Annotated in this window: 11 protein-coding genes; 5 read left to right on the top strand and 6 right to left on the bottom strand. The window is 56.7% G+C overall.

The genetic code is table 11. From position 1 onward, the window contains the following. Positions 1–10 precede the first annotated feature (10 nt). The 6 genes from AB3226_RS26970 to AB3226_RS26945 form a co-directional block, all read right to left on the bottom strand. Complete coding sequence (locus AB3226_RS26970; protein ID WP_197679439.1) at positions 11–754, bottom strand: IclR family transcriptional regulator; 744 nt, start codon at positions 752–754, stop codon at positions 11–13. Between the two features lie 202 nt (positions 755–956). Next, positions 957–1,889, bottom strand: coding sequence for a LysR family transcriptional regulator (locus AB3226_RS26965; RefSeq protein WP_013692814.1), 933 nt, complete (start codon positions 1,887–1,889; stop codon positions 957–959). 55 nt (positions 1,890–1,944) lie between these two features. Beyond that, positions 1,945–2,739 (bottom strand): enoyl-CoA hydratase/isomerase family protein, encoded by a 795-nt coding sequence (locus AB3226_RS26960; RefSeq protein WP_013692813.1) that lies wholly within the window; start codon positions 2,737–2,739, stop codon positions 1,945–1,947. A gap of 63 nt (positions 2,740–2,802) precedes the next feature. Then, positions 2,803–3,540 carry an enoyl-CoA hydratase/isomerase family protein gene (locus AB3226_RS26955; RefSeq protein ID WP_048392910.1) on the bottom strand — a complete coding sequence of 246 codons (738 nt, stop codon included), beginning with the start codon at positions 3,538–3,540 and terminating at the stop codon, positions 2,803–2,805. A 51-nt stretch (positions 3,541–3,591) separates the two neighbouring features. Beyond that, positions 3,592–4,632, bottom strand: a complete 1,041-nt coding sequence (locus AB3226_RS26950) for a CDP-6-deoxy-delta-3,4-glucoseen reductase (protein WP_095058149.1) — start codon at positions 4,630–4,632, stop codon at positions 3,592–3,594. 68 nt (positions 4,633–4,700) lie between these two features. After that, positions 4,701–6,815: an acetate--CoA ligase family protein gene (locus AB3226_RS26945; RefSeq protein ID WP_315866001.1), complete on the bottom strand. Its 2,115-nt coding sequence runs from the start codon at positions 6,813–6,815 to the stop codon at positions 4,701–4,703. 555 nt (positions 6,816–7,370) lie between these two features. Here AB3226_RS26945 and AB3226_RS26940 point away from each other — a divergent pair. From AB3226_RS26940 to tcuB, 5 genes are all read left to right on the top strand, one after another. Next, entirely contained in the window at positions 7,371–7,928 is a 558-nt protein-coding gene (locus AB3226_RS26940) for a hypothetical protein (RefSeq protein ID WP_095058147.1), read from the top strand. 144 nt (positions 7,929–8,072) lie between these two features. After that, complete coding sequence (locus tag AB3226_RS26935; protein WP_304575816.1) at positions 8,073–9,317, top strand: SMP-30/gluconolactonase/LRE family protein; 1,245 nt, start codon at positions 8,073–8,075, stop codon at positions 9,315–9,317. Positions 9,318–9,375: 58 nt separating this feature from the next. Then, on the top strand, positions 9,376–11,811 hold the full coding sequence (locus AB3226_RS26930; protein WP_304575815.1) for a pyrroloquinoline quinone-dependent dehydrogenase: 2,436 nt from the start codon (positions 9,376–9,378) through the stop codon (positions 11,809–11,811). 321 nt (positions 11,812–12,132) lie between these two features. Then, positions 12,133–13,587 carry an FAD-dependent tricarballylate dehydrogenase TcuA gene (tcuA, locus tag AB3226_RS26925; RefSeq protein ID WP_304575814.1) on the top strand — a complete coding sequence of 485 codons (1,455 nt, stop codon included), beginning with the start codon at positions 12,133–12,135 and terminating at the stop codon, positions 13,585–13,587. Continuing rightward, on the top strand, positions 13,574–14,731 hold the full coding sequence (gene tcuB, locus AB3226_RS26920) for a tricarballylate utilization 4Fe-4S protein TcuB (protein ID WP_304575813.1): 1,158 nt from the start codon (positions 13,574–13,576) through the stop codon (positions 14,729–14,731). Before tcuA ends, tcuB begins: the two co-directional genes overlap by 14 nt. Positions 14,732–14,965: the final 234 nt, after the last annotated feature.

Raw genomic sequence — 14,965 nt, 5'->3', positions numbered from 1 at the left:
GCGCACATCATCAGTCGGATGTAGGGGCGGGCAAGGCCACCTCTCCACCGAATTGTCGCGATATGACTTCGGCACCTTTGACTGCCAACTCGATAAACTCCTTTTCATTCATGTTCATTCGGACAGTCGGTGCCCCCACCGACAAGCAATAGTGCACTTCTTGATTGACGTCCTTGATGGGTACCGAGATCGCCGAGATGCCTAACAGCCGTTCGCCATGGGAAACGGCATAACCCTGCTCCCGGATCATGGCGAACTCTTCAAGCACCGCGCCATTGGTGCGCTTCGTCGCTTTGGCAACATTTTTGACTAACGGGGTGAGCTGGGCTTTGGGCATATAGGCCATCAAGACCTTTGAAGCAGACCCTACCAACAAGGGAATCTGTTCACCCGCCTGGACCACCGCGCGCAACGGTGCCGAGCTGGTAGTGACCGAGTCGAGACAGACTCGATTGCGATCACTCACCGCATGGATGGAGACTGTTTCTTCAGTCTGCTCAGCGAGTTCTTGCAATACGGGTCGAGCGATCTCACGAATACCCAGGGTACTTTTTACCAGGCCAGCCAAGCGCGTGAACCGGAAGGACAAGCAATATTGCTGCTCGAGACGTACCAGGTAGCCAGCCTTTTCAAGACTCTGGACAATACGAAACGTCGTCGACTTCGGTAGCTCGATACGGTCTGCAATGTCTTGAAGCGTAAGGCTGCTGCGGTCTGAACTAAAGCTTTCGAAAACTGCCAAGATACGTTGCACAGAGCGCATCATTCTTGAAAAACCCCATCAAAATCGTTGATCGTAACGATCCTCCTCGACACGAAATGCTTCATTCGCCAACAAACGAGAATCAGTCTCAAAATAACATACTAGCATGACGCTATTTCACTCGCCAACTTCAGTTCCACCCACCGAACTCGAGAACGGAGGCACATCGAGACGGCTGGCGACCGCGCCTTGTTCAGTCGGGCACCGTTACCAGTTGCGTGCCCAGCCAACGTTTATCCGAAACCAACGTGCGAACGACGTCAGCCAAAACAACACGTGCTGCCAAACCCGCCGGCGACAACTCATCGTCCGACAAACTGGCGACTTGATTCAAGCGGGTAAAATTGAACTCGGAAATGGGTACCGTATCGAAACGGTCTTTATCATGCCTTGCAAGTGCCGCGCTAGGTTGCACCGTCATCCCCAAGCCCGCCCCCACCGCGTCCATGAGTATCGCAAGCCCGTCGATTTCCGCGATGACGTTCATCGTGCAGCCTTCTCTTTCAAAAGCATTGTTTATCAGCGCCCTGAGGCCGTGCGTACTGCCGGGCAATATAAGGGGGACGTTGGAAAGCTCACTGATTGACAGCGATTCACTCTTGCGGACCAGGGAAAAGTCAGCTGCGGAAATAGCGAAAAGACGTTCATTTACCAGCGGTTGAGTGCTGAATCTGCGCCCATGATCAGCGCCAAACAATATCGCAAGATCGATCTGTCTAGCACTCAGCATCCGCTCCAGGTTGCCCGATAACGCCTCGACAATACGAAGGGAAATATCCGGGTATCGCTCTCGCATCGCCTCCATGAACGGCAGTGCAACGACGCCTGAGGTGGATGGAGCCAATCCCACCGTGACATGCCCGGCGAACCGTCCAGTCCTGGCCGCGTGGGCCGCATCCTCTGCGTTGCGCAACACCAGTTGTGCTCGATGCCAGAATGCCAATCCGGCGCTGGTGGGCTGCACGCCGCTCTTCTTTCTTAGCAGCAACCGAACGGACAGTTCATTCTCCAGTCGACTGATTTGTTGACTGAGGGCCGAGGTGACAACATCGAGTTCAAGCGCTGCTCGCCCCATGCTTCCACACTCAACTACCCGGACAAAGTAGCGCAGTTGACGCAGTTCCATCGGACACCTCCACTATCACAACGATGCCTGGACCGGTCGGTCCAGGCACGACACGCTATTTGCCGATAAAACGCGGTTTCCTTTTTTCCTTGTAAGCTTTGATGGCCTCCTTGTAATCATCCGTGGATTGCACCACGGCCATCTGCGCAGCCACCGACTCCAAGCTCGTCCGTAAATCGGTCCGCAGCGATTGGTATAGCAGCTTCTTTATGCTGCGTTGCTGGATGGGAGGGCCATCCGCCAGGCGTGTAGCAAAATCCAGCGTTTGCTGCATGAGCTCGTCATCACTGAATACTCGGTTGACGATGCCCAATGCCAACGCCTCTTCAGCACTGACGAAATCGCCCGTCCATAATAATTCCAGGGCTTTCGCGGTACCGACTATGCGCGGCAGCAAATAGCAACCGCCATTTCCAGGGATCAGGCCAACACGAATATAAGCCTCAGCAAATCGAGCCGACTCTGATGCGAAACGCATATCGCACTGCAACGAAAGATCCATGCCCGCCCCCACCGCCGCGCCGTTTACCGCCGCAATGAGTGGCTTTTCAAAGCTCTCGATCGCTAATGCCACCTGGTGGGTGACTTTTTGCAATCTGATTTTACGCTCGAGCGGCGTTGGATCCCCCTCTGCGCTTTCGGCGGCCCGACGGCCCAGGTCGCCTCCGGAGCAGAATGCATCACCGGCACCGGTGATGACGAAACAACCGATGTCATCATTTTCATCGGCAGCCAGCAATGCAGTGCGAAGTGAATCCAGCATGCTCTCGCTCAAGGCGTTCTTTTTTTCGGGCCGGTTTAGCTTGGCTACCATGACCCGGCCAACGGTACTGACTTCTAGATCAGACATCATATTCCCTCAGTTCGATATGGACACGCCGCCCGTGCAAAACCACACTCGTTGCCCGCTGCGCTATTGCTCGGCCTGAGCCAGTGCACGGTGTCGTGCATGCTCGTCCCGAGCCTGCAACAATGCAGCTCTCAGCGAACGATTGAGCCACCGCTTGTTTTCGGCAAACGTGCGCGGGTTCTTTGCCCCCAACGCCTGCCCCAGCGCCGAAGCTTTCAAATGGAGTTCGTCTCGCAGGGCTACCTCGCGGACCAGCCCTCTCGCCAATGCTTCGGTAGCCTTCATCGCCCTGCCGCTCTGAATCAGATCAAGCGCCAAAGCGCGTCCGCCGATGACCTCTAAAATGTTCGCACCCGAGAAGGTGGCGATACCCAAATCAATTTCGGGCAACGACAGTTTCGCGGTATCGACGGCGACACAGGCATCCGCCAAGAGCGCAAGCATCGCGCCACCTCCCGTCGCGGTACCATTGAGCACTGTGACAACTGGCTTGGGGCAGTCCATCACGGCGTCCTGCAGCGCCGCCAACGCTAACGACCTTCGTTCACGCTGGCGTGCCGTATCACCGTCCGCCGGTTGTTCACGAATATCGACCCCTGCGCAGAACACGCGCTCGCCAGAGCCGGTCAGCATCACCGCGTTTATCTGCGGGTCATCAGTGGCTGCCTGCAGTGCAGCCGTCACACGCTCCATCATATCCACCGTCATGGCATTCGCCTTGGCGGCACGATTCAGAGTGATCCACAGGAGCGACTCATGTCGCTCAACCGTCAACTCGCTGGCTAGTTCATCCACGGACATCTTCCTCCACGTGCTTGTTTTTATTTTCAATCGAGACACACGACACGAGTTCTACTGGACAGCCTTTTGTCCCGACACAAACATGTCCGCGAAGAACTCTTCCTCGGGGAGGTTGCGTAACGCCACAAAATCCTGCCTTGCCGATTGCACGACGATGGGCGCTCCACAGGCATAGACCTGATGCTGGGAAAGATCCTCGTAATCTTCCATGACTGCACGGTGAACAAAGCCGACCCGACCTTCCCATAGGTCGTCGGGGTGCGCTTCTGACAGGACAGGTATGAACGTGACGTTGTGACTTTTCGTCCAAGCCTCGGCAACGGAACTCAAATACAGATCCGAGGCCCTTCGCCCGCCCCAATAGAGCGTTATTTCACGACTCGATGCTTTTTCAAGTTCGCGCTCAATCATGGCTTTGATCGGTGCGAACCCTGTGCCGCTGGCAACGAAGACCATTGGTTTGCTGCTGTCTTCACGCACAAAAAAAGTACCTAGCGGGCCTTCAAGGCGCACCAGGTCGTTTTCTTTCATGACATTGAAAACGTGTTGGCTAAACGGGCCACCGTAATTCCTGAGATGCAATTCCAACACGTTGTCGTCGGGCACGTTTGCCAGCGACAAACTGCGACGAATACCGCCTGGCATCACGACGTTGATGTATTGCCCAGGCAAAAACCTGAAAGACTCCTTGGCAGGGAGGCGTAGGCGAATTCTCATCACATCCTCGGCCAGGCGCTCAAGACGATCGACACGGGAAACAAGCCGTCGAATAGGGATGTCTTGTGTTGCTTCCACCACCTCGCAGGCGATCGTCAATGCGGTTAAAGCCTTTGCCTGGCACAGGAGCGCGTATCCCTGCTGCCGGTCCTCGTTGGAAAGTATCGCCATGCTGGACTCCGCATGATCGACCACCCCGTCGAGTACTTTGGCCCGACAGGTTCCGCAGATGCCATTTTGACAACTGTAGGGCAGTTGACACCCGCTTTTGAGGGCGGCAGCAAGTATCGTATCGTCTTGCTGCACCTCGAACGTGCGGTCGATAGGCTTCACATTGACCCGATGCGTCAATGTGGCGGACAGACTGTCATTCATAGCGATTCACCCCTTTACAGAATGTTTTGTACATTGCTCTTTCTCGCGACAAGCTTGGGGGCGGCTCATTAACCGCGCACAATCAAGGCGTCCGCGGCAATCACACCGTGGGGCAATACAAACATTGGATTGATGTCGATTTCGGCTATATCGCTGCGCTGCTCCCAGGCAAACTGCGATAACGCCACCAACGCGCGGGCAACAGCATCGACGTCAAGGGGAGGCGCGCCCCGAACCCCGTTCATGATCACGCTGCATTGCAATTCATCGAGCATTTCCATAGCGGTTGGCAGGCCGAAAGGGGCGATTCGACACGCGGAATCCTTCAGTACTTCCGCATAAATCCCACCTGCGCCGACTACCACCACCGGGCCAAATGAAGGATCCTTGACCACCCCGGCAATCAGTTCGAAGCCACCTGTCACCATCTCGGAAACGAGGACACCTTCAATGTGGGCGGCAGGCACATGCCGTTGCGCGTTGGCTAACACCTGCTCGATCGCTGACTCCAGCTCCTGGGCAGTCCGAATGCCGACCTTTACGCCGCCTATTTCGGTTTTGTGCGCAATGTCCGCAGAGACAATCTTGACGACTAGTGGCGCTTTGACTTTGTCGAACAGCGCAGCGTCAAAACCCTTCACGATCAGGTCGGTTGTGACGGGGATCCCGATGGAACGCAGCATTTCCTTGGACTCGACCTCGGACAACGATGACCGACTGCCAACGGCGGTGCTAAGCGGTACAGAAGCTCGCTCTACTTTGAGCCCCTCATCCTCTTGCATCTGCAAAATGCGCGATTGAGTCCGCTTGAATCGCATCAGCATTGCGATAGCTTTGGCGGCTCGCGACGGCGAAGGCAACACCGGAATTCCCGCATCAGCGAATACACGCAGCGCCTCTGCAATCTGAACGCTGGGGGCTGAGGAAAAAACCAGGATCGGCTTCGACGCCGACGCGGCAATTCGGGCCAATACCTGGGCTGCCGCCAGGCTGCCAGAGGCGCCTGTGGTTGCCAGGTTAATGCAAAGCGATCCTACGGCGGGGTCTTCAAGCGTCGCGCTTACAGCGGCTTCCAACTTCTGCGCATTGGCCGCTGAAAAATACCCTGCGGTAAGGTCGATTGGATTATGGACGGCCCCGATGTTAGGTACGACCGCCAGCAGCTTTTGCTGGGTATCGTTACCAAGTTCACACAAGGTCAGACCTTCAGGCTCACCCGCATCTGCGAATACGATCGCAGACCCGCCCGATACCCCCATCACCGCGACCCCCCCATTGTCCGGGTATTTTTTGCTTTCCAATGCCTTGAGGAAATCCACCGCTTCATGGATCTCTCTGATCTCGACGATCCCCGTTTGCTTGAACAGGGCACGATAGAAATCATAGACACCCGTCATGCTGGCGGTATGCGATGCGGCCGCTAGTGCGCCCTGCTCGGTGACGCCCCCCTTCCACAGCAGGATCGGCTTGCCGCGCGCCGTAGCCTTGCGGCCGATTTCCAACAGCGCACGACCGTCATTGGTTCCCTCGATATAGGCGACGATGGTGTGTGTCTCGTCATCATCAAGCAGCGCCTCAATGAGCTGTACCGTGTTGACATCGCTTTCGTTGCCCGTCGCGATGACATGCCGGAAACCAATACCGGCTTCGGCACATGCAAGGGCGATGCTGTAGCCGAATCCCCCACTCTGCGTCACCAGCGATACCGACCCTTTCTCGAGTTTCGGTTCACGCGTAATGCTGCCGAATGCGGCGTAGACACGAGAATGGATGTTGGCAAAACCGAGGCAGTTGGGCCCGATAATACGCATGCCCGCCGCCCGGGCAATCGCGAGCATTTTCTCCTCACGGAGAATCCCTTCCGGACCGCTCTCTCGAAAGCCACCGCTCAGAACCACCGCAAAAGGAACCTTCTTCTGCGCACTCGATTCCAGCACGGCTAAAACGCCCTGCGCAGGAACGCCAACCACCACGAGGTCGACGTCGCCTTCGATATCGGCAACGGACCCATAGCACTTCAAACCTTCAAAGGTTTCGTATTTGGGATTCACCGGATAGATCGCGCCGGTGTATCCATTGCTCATCAGAGCTCTTACGGCCTGAGAGCCGGGACGTCCCGCATCCTCCGACACGCCTACAACCGCAATCGAACGTGGTTCAAGCAAGTTTTTGTAATTATTCATATCGGTACTGAAGCCCTTGATCGCTATCGAAAATCGGGAGACGAGGTAAAGAGATGCAGTCGTTTCTCTGCTCTCCCCAAAAGCAGAGCTGCCACGGTGCACTGTCGTCCGCAGCCAGACGAAAGTCAATTATTTTTGGAATAGGTTTCAATGAATGAAACCACAAACACCATCTTACACAAGCTTGCACCGGCGCTAACTCAGCACGAATCTGCCACTCACAAGTTTCACCTATTGAAACTTGTGCTAATTATCAAAACACATGCTAGTATGATTTTGCGTCGACCGAGGGCACGCTACGGCCTCGTATGGACGGTTGATTTGTCCTGCATACATGCAGATTCAATAGGAGCATTGGTGATGATTTACACGCGCAGTGGGGCAGACGCCCTTGCAAATCGGAGCGTTATCGTTTCGCCCGGTACCGGAAACCAGCATTGGGGAACGACCTTCTTTGGCCCGCGGAGCTCTCAAGAGCGGGCCCCAGGCCCCCAGGCGACAATGTCTGAACTCAGAGCACACGAAGCAGTAGTGCCTCATTTCCACGGGGTGTCGATGTTTCAGTTGTTCATCGCTGGCAGTGGCACACTGGGTAATCGCGGGCAGGTACTTGAACCGCTCACCGTCCAGTTCAAAGATCATCACACGGCTTACGGACCGATCGTGGCGGGTCCGCAAGGGCTGTCCTTCGTTGCCATGCGGATGTACACCGGAAACTCCCAACCGGTCTATTTGAGTGAACCTGGCTACCGGGAGCAACTGCGTCCCAGCAAACGCCGGCACCTGACGTCCGAGCCCATCAAGTTCTCCATTGCCCCTGTGATGCAGGCCCGCGAAGAAGCGAGTTGGGAACTGCTTTTTGAAGATGAGGCAGATGGGCTGCGCGCTCAGGTATTGCGATTGGGCGCTGGTATGAAAGTGGACGGTCCGCCCCCTGGTATTGCATCCGGTTATTACGTTTTCGTCGGAAACGGCAGCGTGCTGCATGGCGAAGAAGAGCTTCCTCTCTGGTCCATGATCGTCGTGGAATCAACTGAGGAAAAGTTCGAGATCCAAGCAGGTGGCGAAGGTGCCGAGGTCCTCGTGCTCCAGTACCCACGGGAAGAGATTTGAAGTAGGGGTTCCCTCCGGCGGACTGACATTCGCTGGTCGTGTGCCCAACGTTAGCGCGCAAGAAACACAGCTTCACCCTATCAAACAATAAACAAGTCTACGCCCCTGAGGGGGAGTAAAAGGCTTTGCACAATGGAGTTCGTTATGAGCATTGGCGTAACGTTCAATTTCAAAGGGCTGGTCGCGCCGATATCCGGCGCGCCCCCCAGCCGGCTATTCGCTACGACCGCTTTACCCACGCTGACACAACTCGACATGCCTGCGGTGCACACAGCGATCAACACGACAAGCATTCATGCCGGTAGGAAACGTTCGGATAGAAGAAGCAGCGCTCGTGTCCCTGGAGTGCTCAGAAAGCTCCAGCTAAGCAGCCTGCTGGCCTGTCTGGCTATCGGCGCCGCCGGCATCGCTACAGGCGCATACGCTGGACAACTCCCCGCCTCTTCAGCATTGGCCTACGACAAGCAGACACAAAGCCCTGTACCCATTCCAGTATCGGAACGAGGCCTTCCAACGGTTACTGCTCAAACCTGGTTCAAAGCATCCAACGAAGGTCGGATACTGGAAGGCGCGATATTTGACCGCGAGGGCAACCTGCTTTTCTGTGATGTTTCGGGTAAACGCGTACTTCGCCTCTCGCCGACCAAACAGCTTTCAATCGTAGCCACGATAGAGAACCTCTCCCCTGGCGGACTGGCATTTCATCCCGACGGACGTCTGTTCATCGCGGCTCTCGATCTGAACCGCAACCTCGGCGCGATTTTCGCGGTCAAACCCGATGGCACGGGAATGCAAACCATCATCGCGCAAGACACCGGATTCATGCCCAATGACTTGGCGTTCAACAAACAGGGTGGTTTCTACTTCAGTGATTTCAAAGGTATCTCGACCGAGCCAAAGGGCGGGATCTATTACGTTTCTCCCGATCTTTCGCCTCCTGTTGTCGTCTTGCCCCATCTCTCGATGGCCAACGGCGTAACGCTAAGTCCAGACGGAAAAACGCTGTGGGCAACCGAATTTGGCCGCAACCTTCTACATCGCATCGACCTGGCCAACGCTACTACCATCGCCACCATCAGTTCGTCCATCCCCTACCGTTTCACGGGGCCCTCCCCCGATTCGATGCGGGTCGACGCCGATGGCAATGTCTATGTGGCGATCTATGGGCAAGGTCGTGTAATGGTCTTTAACCAGATCGGTATCCCGATTGGCCAGGTGCTGCTGCCGGGGCGCGAACAAGGGCACAACCTGCTATCGACTAGCCTCGCCATTGATCCCAATACGAACACCTTGTACTCCGTCACCAGTGATGGAGATAAGGGGCAAGGAGCGACAATATTCAGCGCCAAGGTGTTCACCCATGGCTTGCCTCCGGCGTCATTCAAATGAGCCGCCTCAATGCTTGTTCCCAACACGTGTGTCCTATTGATCACATGGAGAAACCCTTATGACCCCTATTGGCGCAGAGCCTGACTCTTTGAATGCCAAGCGCGATACGACGAAAGCTTCACGATGGGTGTGTCGTATCTTTGCCATTGTATTACTGATACTCGGCCTGGCCCTTTCCATTGGCGGTGTCATCTTGGTTGCGGACGCAGGTTCTGCGTACTACCTGATCACCGGACTAGCCTTCATCACAAGCGCTGTATTTCTCTGGCGCGGCGATGCGCGAGGGATTTGGGTCTATGCCGCAATGCTGGTCTGGACCACGGCCTGGAGCTTGTGGGAAGTGGGTTTTAACGGCTGGCAGCTGGCGCCCCGACTGATTGGTCCGTTCGTTCTCGGCGCAGTACTTCTGCTACCGCATTTCACCCGACTCACGCCTGCGCCGAACACCCGGAAGCTTCCACGCGGCTGGCCATCGTTTGCCGGCGGCCTGGCCGCTGCAATCGCCTTGGGGAGCGTCAGTCACGCTTTCGGACCTGACGCACCGGACTTTCCGATGTTGAGACGCGGCTTGCAATCGCAGGCGCCAGCGAAACTGCCTGAGCCAATGGCCAACAACGAACGTACCGACTGGCAAGCCTACGGCAATGACCAGGGTGGGACCCGCTTCAGCCCGCTTGCCGACATAGACACAACCAACGTCTCGAACCTGGTCAAAGTCTGGGAAGCCGACATGGCGCCGGTGAACGGCGATCTCAACGCGATCGAAGGCACCCCCATCATGATGGGTAGTTCCCTGTACGCGTGTGATGGCAATAACGGCATCCATGCATTCGATGCGGAAACCGGAAAAGAATTGTGGCGCCGCGACATTTCCAACGGCGTACCGCAGTCGGGTAAACCTTGTCGGGGTGTGGCGTACTACAAAGTGCCTGACGCCAATGGGTTTTGCTCGGAACGCATCTACGCCCCCAGCCACAACCCCACGCTGGTGGCACTGGATGCGAAAACCGGTGAATATTGCCCAGGGTTTGGTAACAACGGCGCGGTCGATCTGACAAAGGGCGTCGCACCTTACCCACATGGCTTGTTCTACGTCAGCTCGGCACCGCAAGTTATCCGCGGCAAGATTGTCGTCGGTGGCGGCATCCCCGACGGGCAATATTGGGGTGGTCCGTCGGGCGTCATCAGGGCTTTCGATGCGGTGACAGGCGAACTCGCCTGGGCTTTTGATGCCGGCGCGCCGAATCGCCTCGGCCTGCCACCTGAAGGACAGTATTACACGCCTTCCACGCCCAACAGCTGGGCCCCCATCAGCGCGGATGAGAAGCTCGGCCTGATTTATTTGCCCGTGGGCAACGCGACACCTGATGCTTACGGTGGCCAGCGCCGTCCCTATGACGAGGACATCTCCAGTGCGGTGATCGCTCTCGACGCGGAGACGGGTCGGCTGCGCTGGAAATTCCAGGCCACGCACCACGACATCTGGGATTATGACGTCGCCTCTCAGCCCACCCTGTTGAACTGGCCTACCGCAAAGGGCATGCGGCCAGCACTGATCCAACCGACCAAGCGCGGCGAGATTTTCGTGCTCGACCGCGAGACTGGCGAGCCGATCAAGGCGGTGGAAGAACAGCCTGTGCCTCAGCGTGATATTGCCAAAGGCGAATGGCTGTCCCCTACCCAACCTGCCTCTGTCGAGCTCCCTGCTTTCAGGGGGCCTCAACTGCGCGAAAAAGACATGTGGGGGGCGACGCCGATCGACCAGATGGTTTGCCGGATCATGTTCAAACAATCGCGCTACGAGGGCCAGTTCACGCCCATCACGCTCGACAAGAATGTCTTGATCGATCCCGGTTCAATGGGTGGTGTGAACTGGAATGGCATCTCGCTGGACGTTGATCGCGGGCTGATGATCGTCAACTGGACTCAGGTCCCTGACCGAATCGAGTTGGTAACACGCGAAGAAGCAACGCAACGCAATTTCAAGATTGCACCTGGTCTGGACGCAGGGGGACAAGCCGAGCAGCCTATGCTTGACACGCCATACGGTGCTTATCGGGTCAACTTCCTTTCGCAGCTTGGCATTCCTTGCAATGCGCCGCCTTGGGGCCTGATTGGCGCTGTTGATCTTGTCAGCGGCAAGCTCATCTGGTCCAAGCCATTTGGCTCACCGCGTGACATTGGCCCGTTCGGTCTGCCGACCCTGGTCTCCATCCCGATCGGTACACCGACCGCCGGTGGCGCCGTGACGACCCGTGGCGGCCTGGTATTTATCGGTGGCGCAGCAGAGCATACGTTCCGTGCCCTGGATGCCGCCACCGGTCGGGAGCTGTGGAGCAGCCGCCTGGCCACCAGCGCAAATGCTACGCCCATGACCTACCGCAGTCCGGTCAGCGGAAGGCAATTTGTGGTGGTCGCCGAGGGTGGGCGTCCGCATTATCGTACGAAGCCTGGTTCGAAGCTGGTTGCCTTTGCAATTCCAGACAGCAAGTGATCGCTGCTGACAATAGCTGATCGACTAAGGAGCCAGTCCATCGTGACCTGTCTCCAAAGTCTTGGATTGGGCAAATCTGCCTGTCTCTGAAATGGGCTATATCCATTTCAATATCAAAGCGCCCGATGCACTTGCATCGGGCGCTTTGTATTTCTGGGAGCGTGGTAATTCCTGCCACATACCCCTCTGCACAGAAACATCACCCTTCACTAAAACTGAAGCCCTCACCTCTAAATCCGCCTTTCGCCGCGATGAGCCCATCCCTATGGTTAATCCACTGGCGGCAGTCACTTCGCCCTGCCAGTGAATCGAGGAGATACGATGGTCGACGTTCTGGTGATAGGTGGCGGCAACGCTGCGTTATGTGCCGCATTGATGGCACGAGAGGCAGGCGCCAGCGTAATGCTGCTGGAAGGCTCGCCGAAAGTCTGGCGCGGCGGAAATTCGCAGCACACGCGCAACCTTCGCTGCATGCACGATGCGCCTCAGGATGTGCTGGTCGATGCCTATCCCGAAGAAGAATATTGGCAAGATCTGCTTAAAGTCACCGGTGGTCTTACCAACGAGAAACTGGCGCGCATCGCCATTCGCGCCTCGTCATCATGCCGTGATTGGATGCGTTCACATGGCGTGCACTTTCAGCCGCCCTTGTCGGGTGCTCTGCACGTGGCGCGCACCAACGCGTTTTTCATGGGCGGCGGCAAGGCACTGGTCAATGCCTACTTTCGCAGCGCCGAACGCTTGGGCGTGAAGATCCGTTATGACGCTCAGGTCACCGACATAGAACTGGAAAACGGTGCTTTCGTCGCAGCTCACCTGGCCGAACGGGTGATAGATGGACAGCGATTCCCAGCGGAGCGTATCGAAGCTCGCGCCTGCGTCCTGGCTGCTGGCGGGTTTGAATCCAATCGCGAATGGTTACGGGAGGCTTGGGGCCAAAACGAGCGTGGTGAATGGCCATCGGACAACTTTCTGATTCGCGGCACTCGCTTCAATACCGGTGTGTTGTTGCGACGGATGCTCGATCTTGGCGCCGATGCAGTCGGCGACCCGACTCAGGCACATATGGTTGCCATCGACGCCCGGGCTCCGCTTTACGACGGCGGTATATGTACCCGCATCGACTGCGTGTCCCTGGGCGTGGTTGTCAACCGCGATGGCGAACGGTTTTACGATGAGGGTGAGGATTTCTGGCCCAAGCGTTATGCGATTTGGGGCCGTCTGGTTGCGGGACAACCCAACCAGCAAGCCTACTCGATTATCGACCAACAGGCGCTTGGCCGCTTCATGCCGCCGGTTTTCCCTGGAACCACAGCCCGGACGTTGCCAGAACTTGCTCGCCTGTTGAACTTGCCGCAAACGCAGTTCGTTAAAACCATCGAAGACTACAACAACGCTTGCCATGTCGGCACGTTCGACCACACCACGCTCGACGACTGCCATACCGAAGGGCTTACTCCCGCCAAGACTCACTGGGCAAGGCCACTCACCAAACCACCCTACTACGCCTACCCCCTCAAGCCAGGTGTCACCTTTACCTATCTTGGCTTGGCGACCGACGAAACGGCCGCCGTGCACTTTGATGGCAAGGCCAGCCCGAACCTGTTTGTCGCCGGAGAAATGATGGCTGGCAACGTACTGGGCAAGGGTTATACCGCGGGTATTGGCATGGCCATCGGTACCGCCTTCGGACGAATCGCCGGCGTACAGGCCGCGCTTTGTGCGGGGTTTGGTCTTTCTCCTGTGAACTCGGAGCTTCAACATGCAGCTGTTTGATCCCCAGGTATCCAGCCAACTGATCCCGATCCTCAACCTGCAGGAAACCGAAGTCGAACGGCAGATGACCATTTGTAATGCCTGCCGCTATTGCGAAGGTTTCTGTGCCGTATTCCCCGCAATGACCCGGCATCTGGAATTCGGTCAGGCCGACATTCATTACTTGGCGAACCTTTGCCACAACTGCGGCGCGTGCCTGTCGGCTTGCCAATACGCTGCCCCGCACGAATTTGCAGTCAACGTACCCAAAGCCATGGCCAAGGTACGGCTGGAAACCTACACCAATTACGCCTGGCCGCAGCCACTGGGTAAATTGTACCAACGCAACGGCCTTACCTTGGGGCTGGCTTCAGGCGCTGGGTTGGCGCTGTTCCTGTCGCTTACCTTGATGATCATGGGCAACCTGTTCGTTGCCATGCCAGGCGGTAACTTCTACGGGATTTTTCCACACAACACGTTGGCACTGATGTTCAGCGCGGTGTTCGGTTTTGCCGTGTTGGCCCTGGGCATCGGCGTGCGTCGATTCTGGCGCGAAATCTCACCCGCCGAGGCACCTCTGCCGCTGAAAGCCAGTGCAGCACTGGAGGCCGGCGCCAACGTCGCACAACTCAAGTACCTGGACGGCGGACATGGGGAAGGCTGCAACAACGCCGACGACGCATTCACCCTATGGCGCCGCCGCTTTCACCACCTCACCTTCTATGGGTTCATGCTGTGCTTCGCAGCCACAGGCGTTGCCACTCTCTATCATTTTTTGCTGGATTGGTCGGCCCCCTACCCGGTTTTAAGCCTGCCAGTACTACTCGGCATTTTCGGTGGCGTAGGTCTGCTGATCGGCCCAGCAGGTTTGCTCTGGATGAATCTGCGGCGTAACCCGCAGCAAGGGGACGAGAATCAGAAACCGATGGATCGTGGCTTCATCGCGCTTCTGTTCCTGGTAAGCGCTAGCGGCCTGGCATTGCTTGCCGGGCGCGAAACCAGTGCGTTGGGCTTGTTGCTTGCCATCCACCTGGGCCTAGTCATGGCGTTCTTTCTGACCATGCCCTATAGCAAATTTGCCCACGGCATATTTCGCAGCGCTGCCTTGCTGAAATACACCATTGAAAAACGCCAACCCAACCCGATCAGTGCGGCCAGCGAATGACCGGTATTTTCAAGAGCGTGCCGACGGCATCATCGGCGCCGCTAAGTTGAAAGCAACCTTCATAGCAATCACAAGGAGAGCATTACCGATTCTCAAATAAATTACCGAGCTGATTCGCAAGAACAGACGAGGCATGAGTTAGGTCCCGTCGTCTCATCAACTTACCGTGTGTCACGTCAAGCTCGACGCCTTTACAAACCCAGACTCCAGTCGCTCTTCGCTGGGATCAACCCG

The organism is Pseudomonas lini, from assembly GCF_964063345.1.
In the GTDB taxonomy this organism is placed as follows: domain Bacteria; phylum Pseudomonadota; class Gammaproteobacteria; order Pseudomonadales; family Pseudomonadaceae; genus Aquipseudomonas; species Aquipseudomonas lini_B.
The sequence above is the reverse complement of the archived record's forward strand: the minus strand, read 5'-3'. Positions and strand labels throughout refer to the sequence as shown.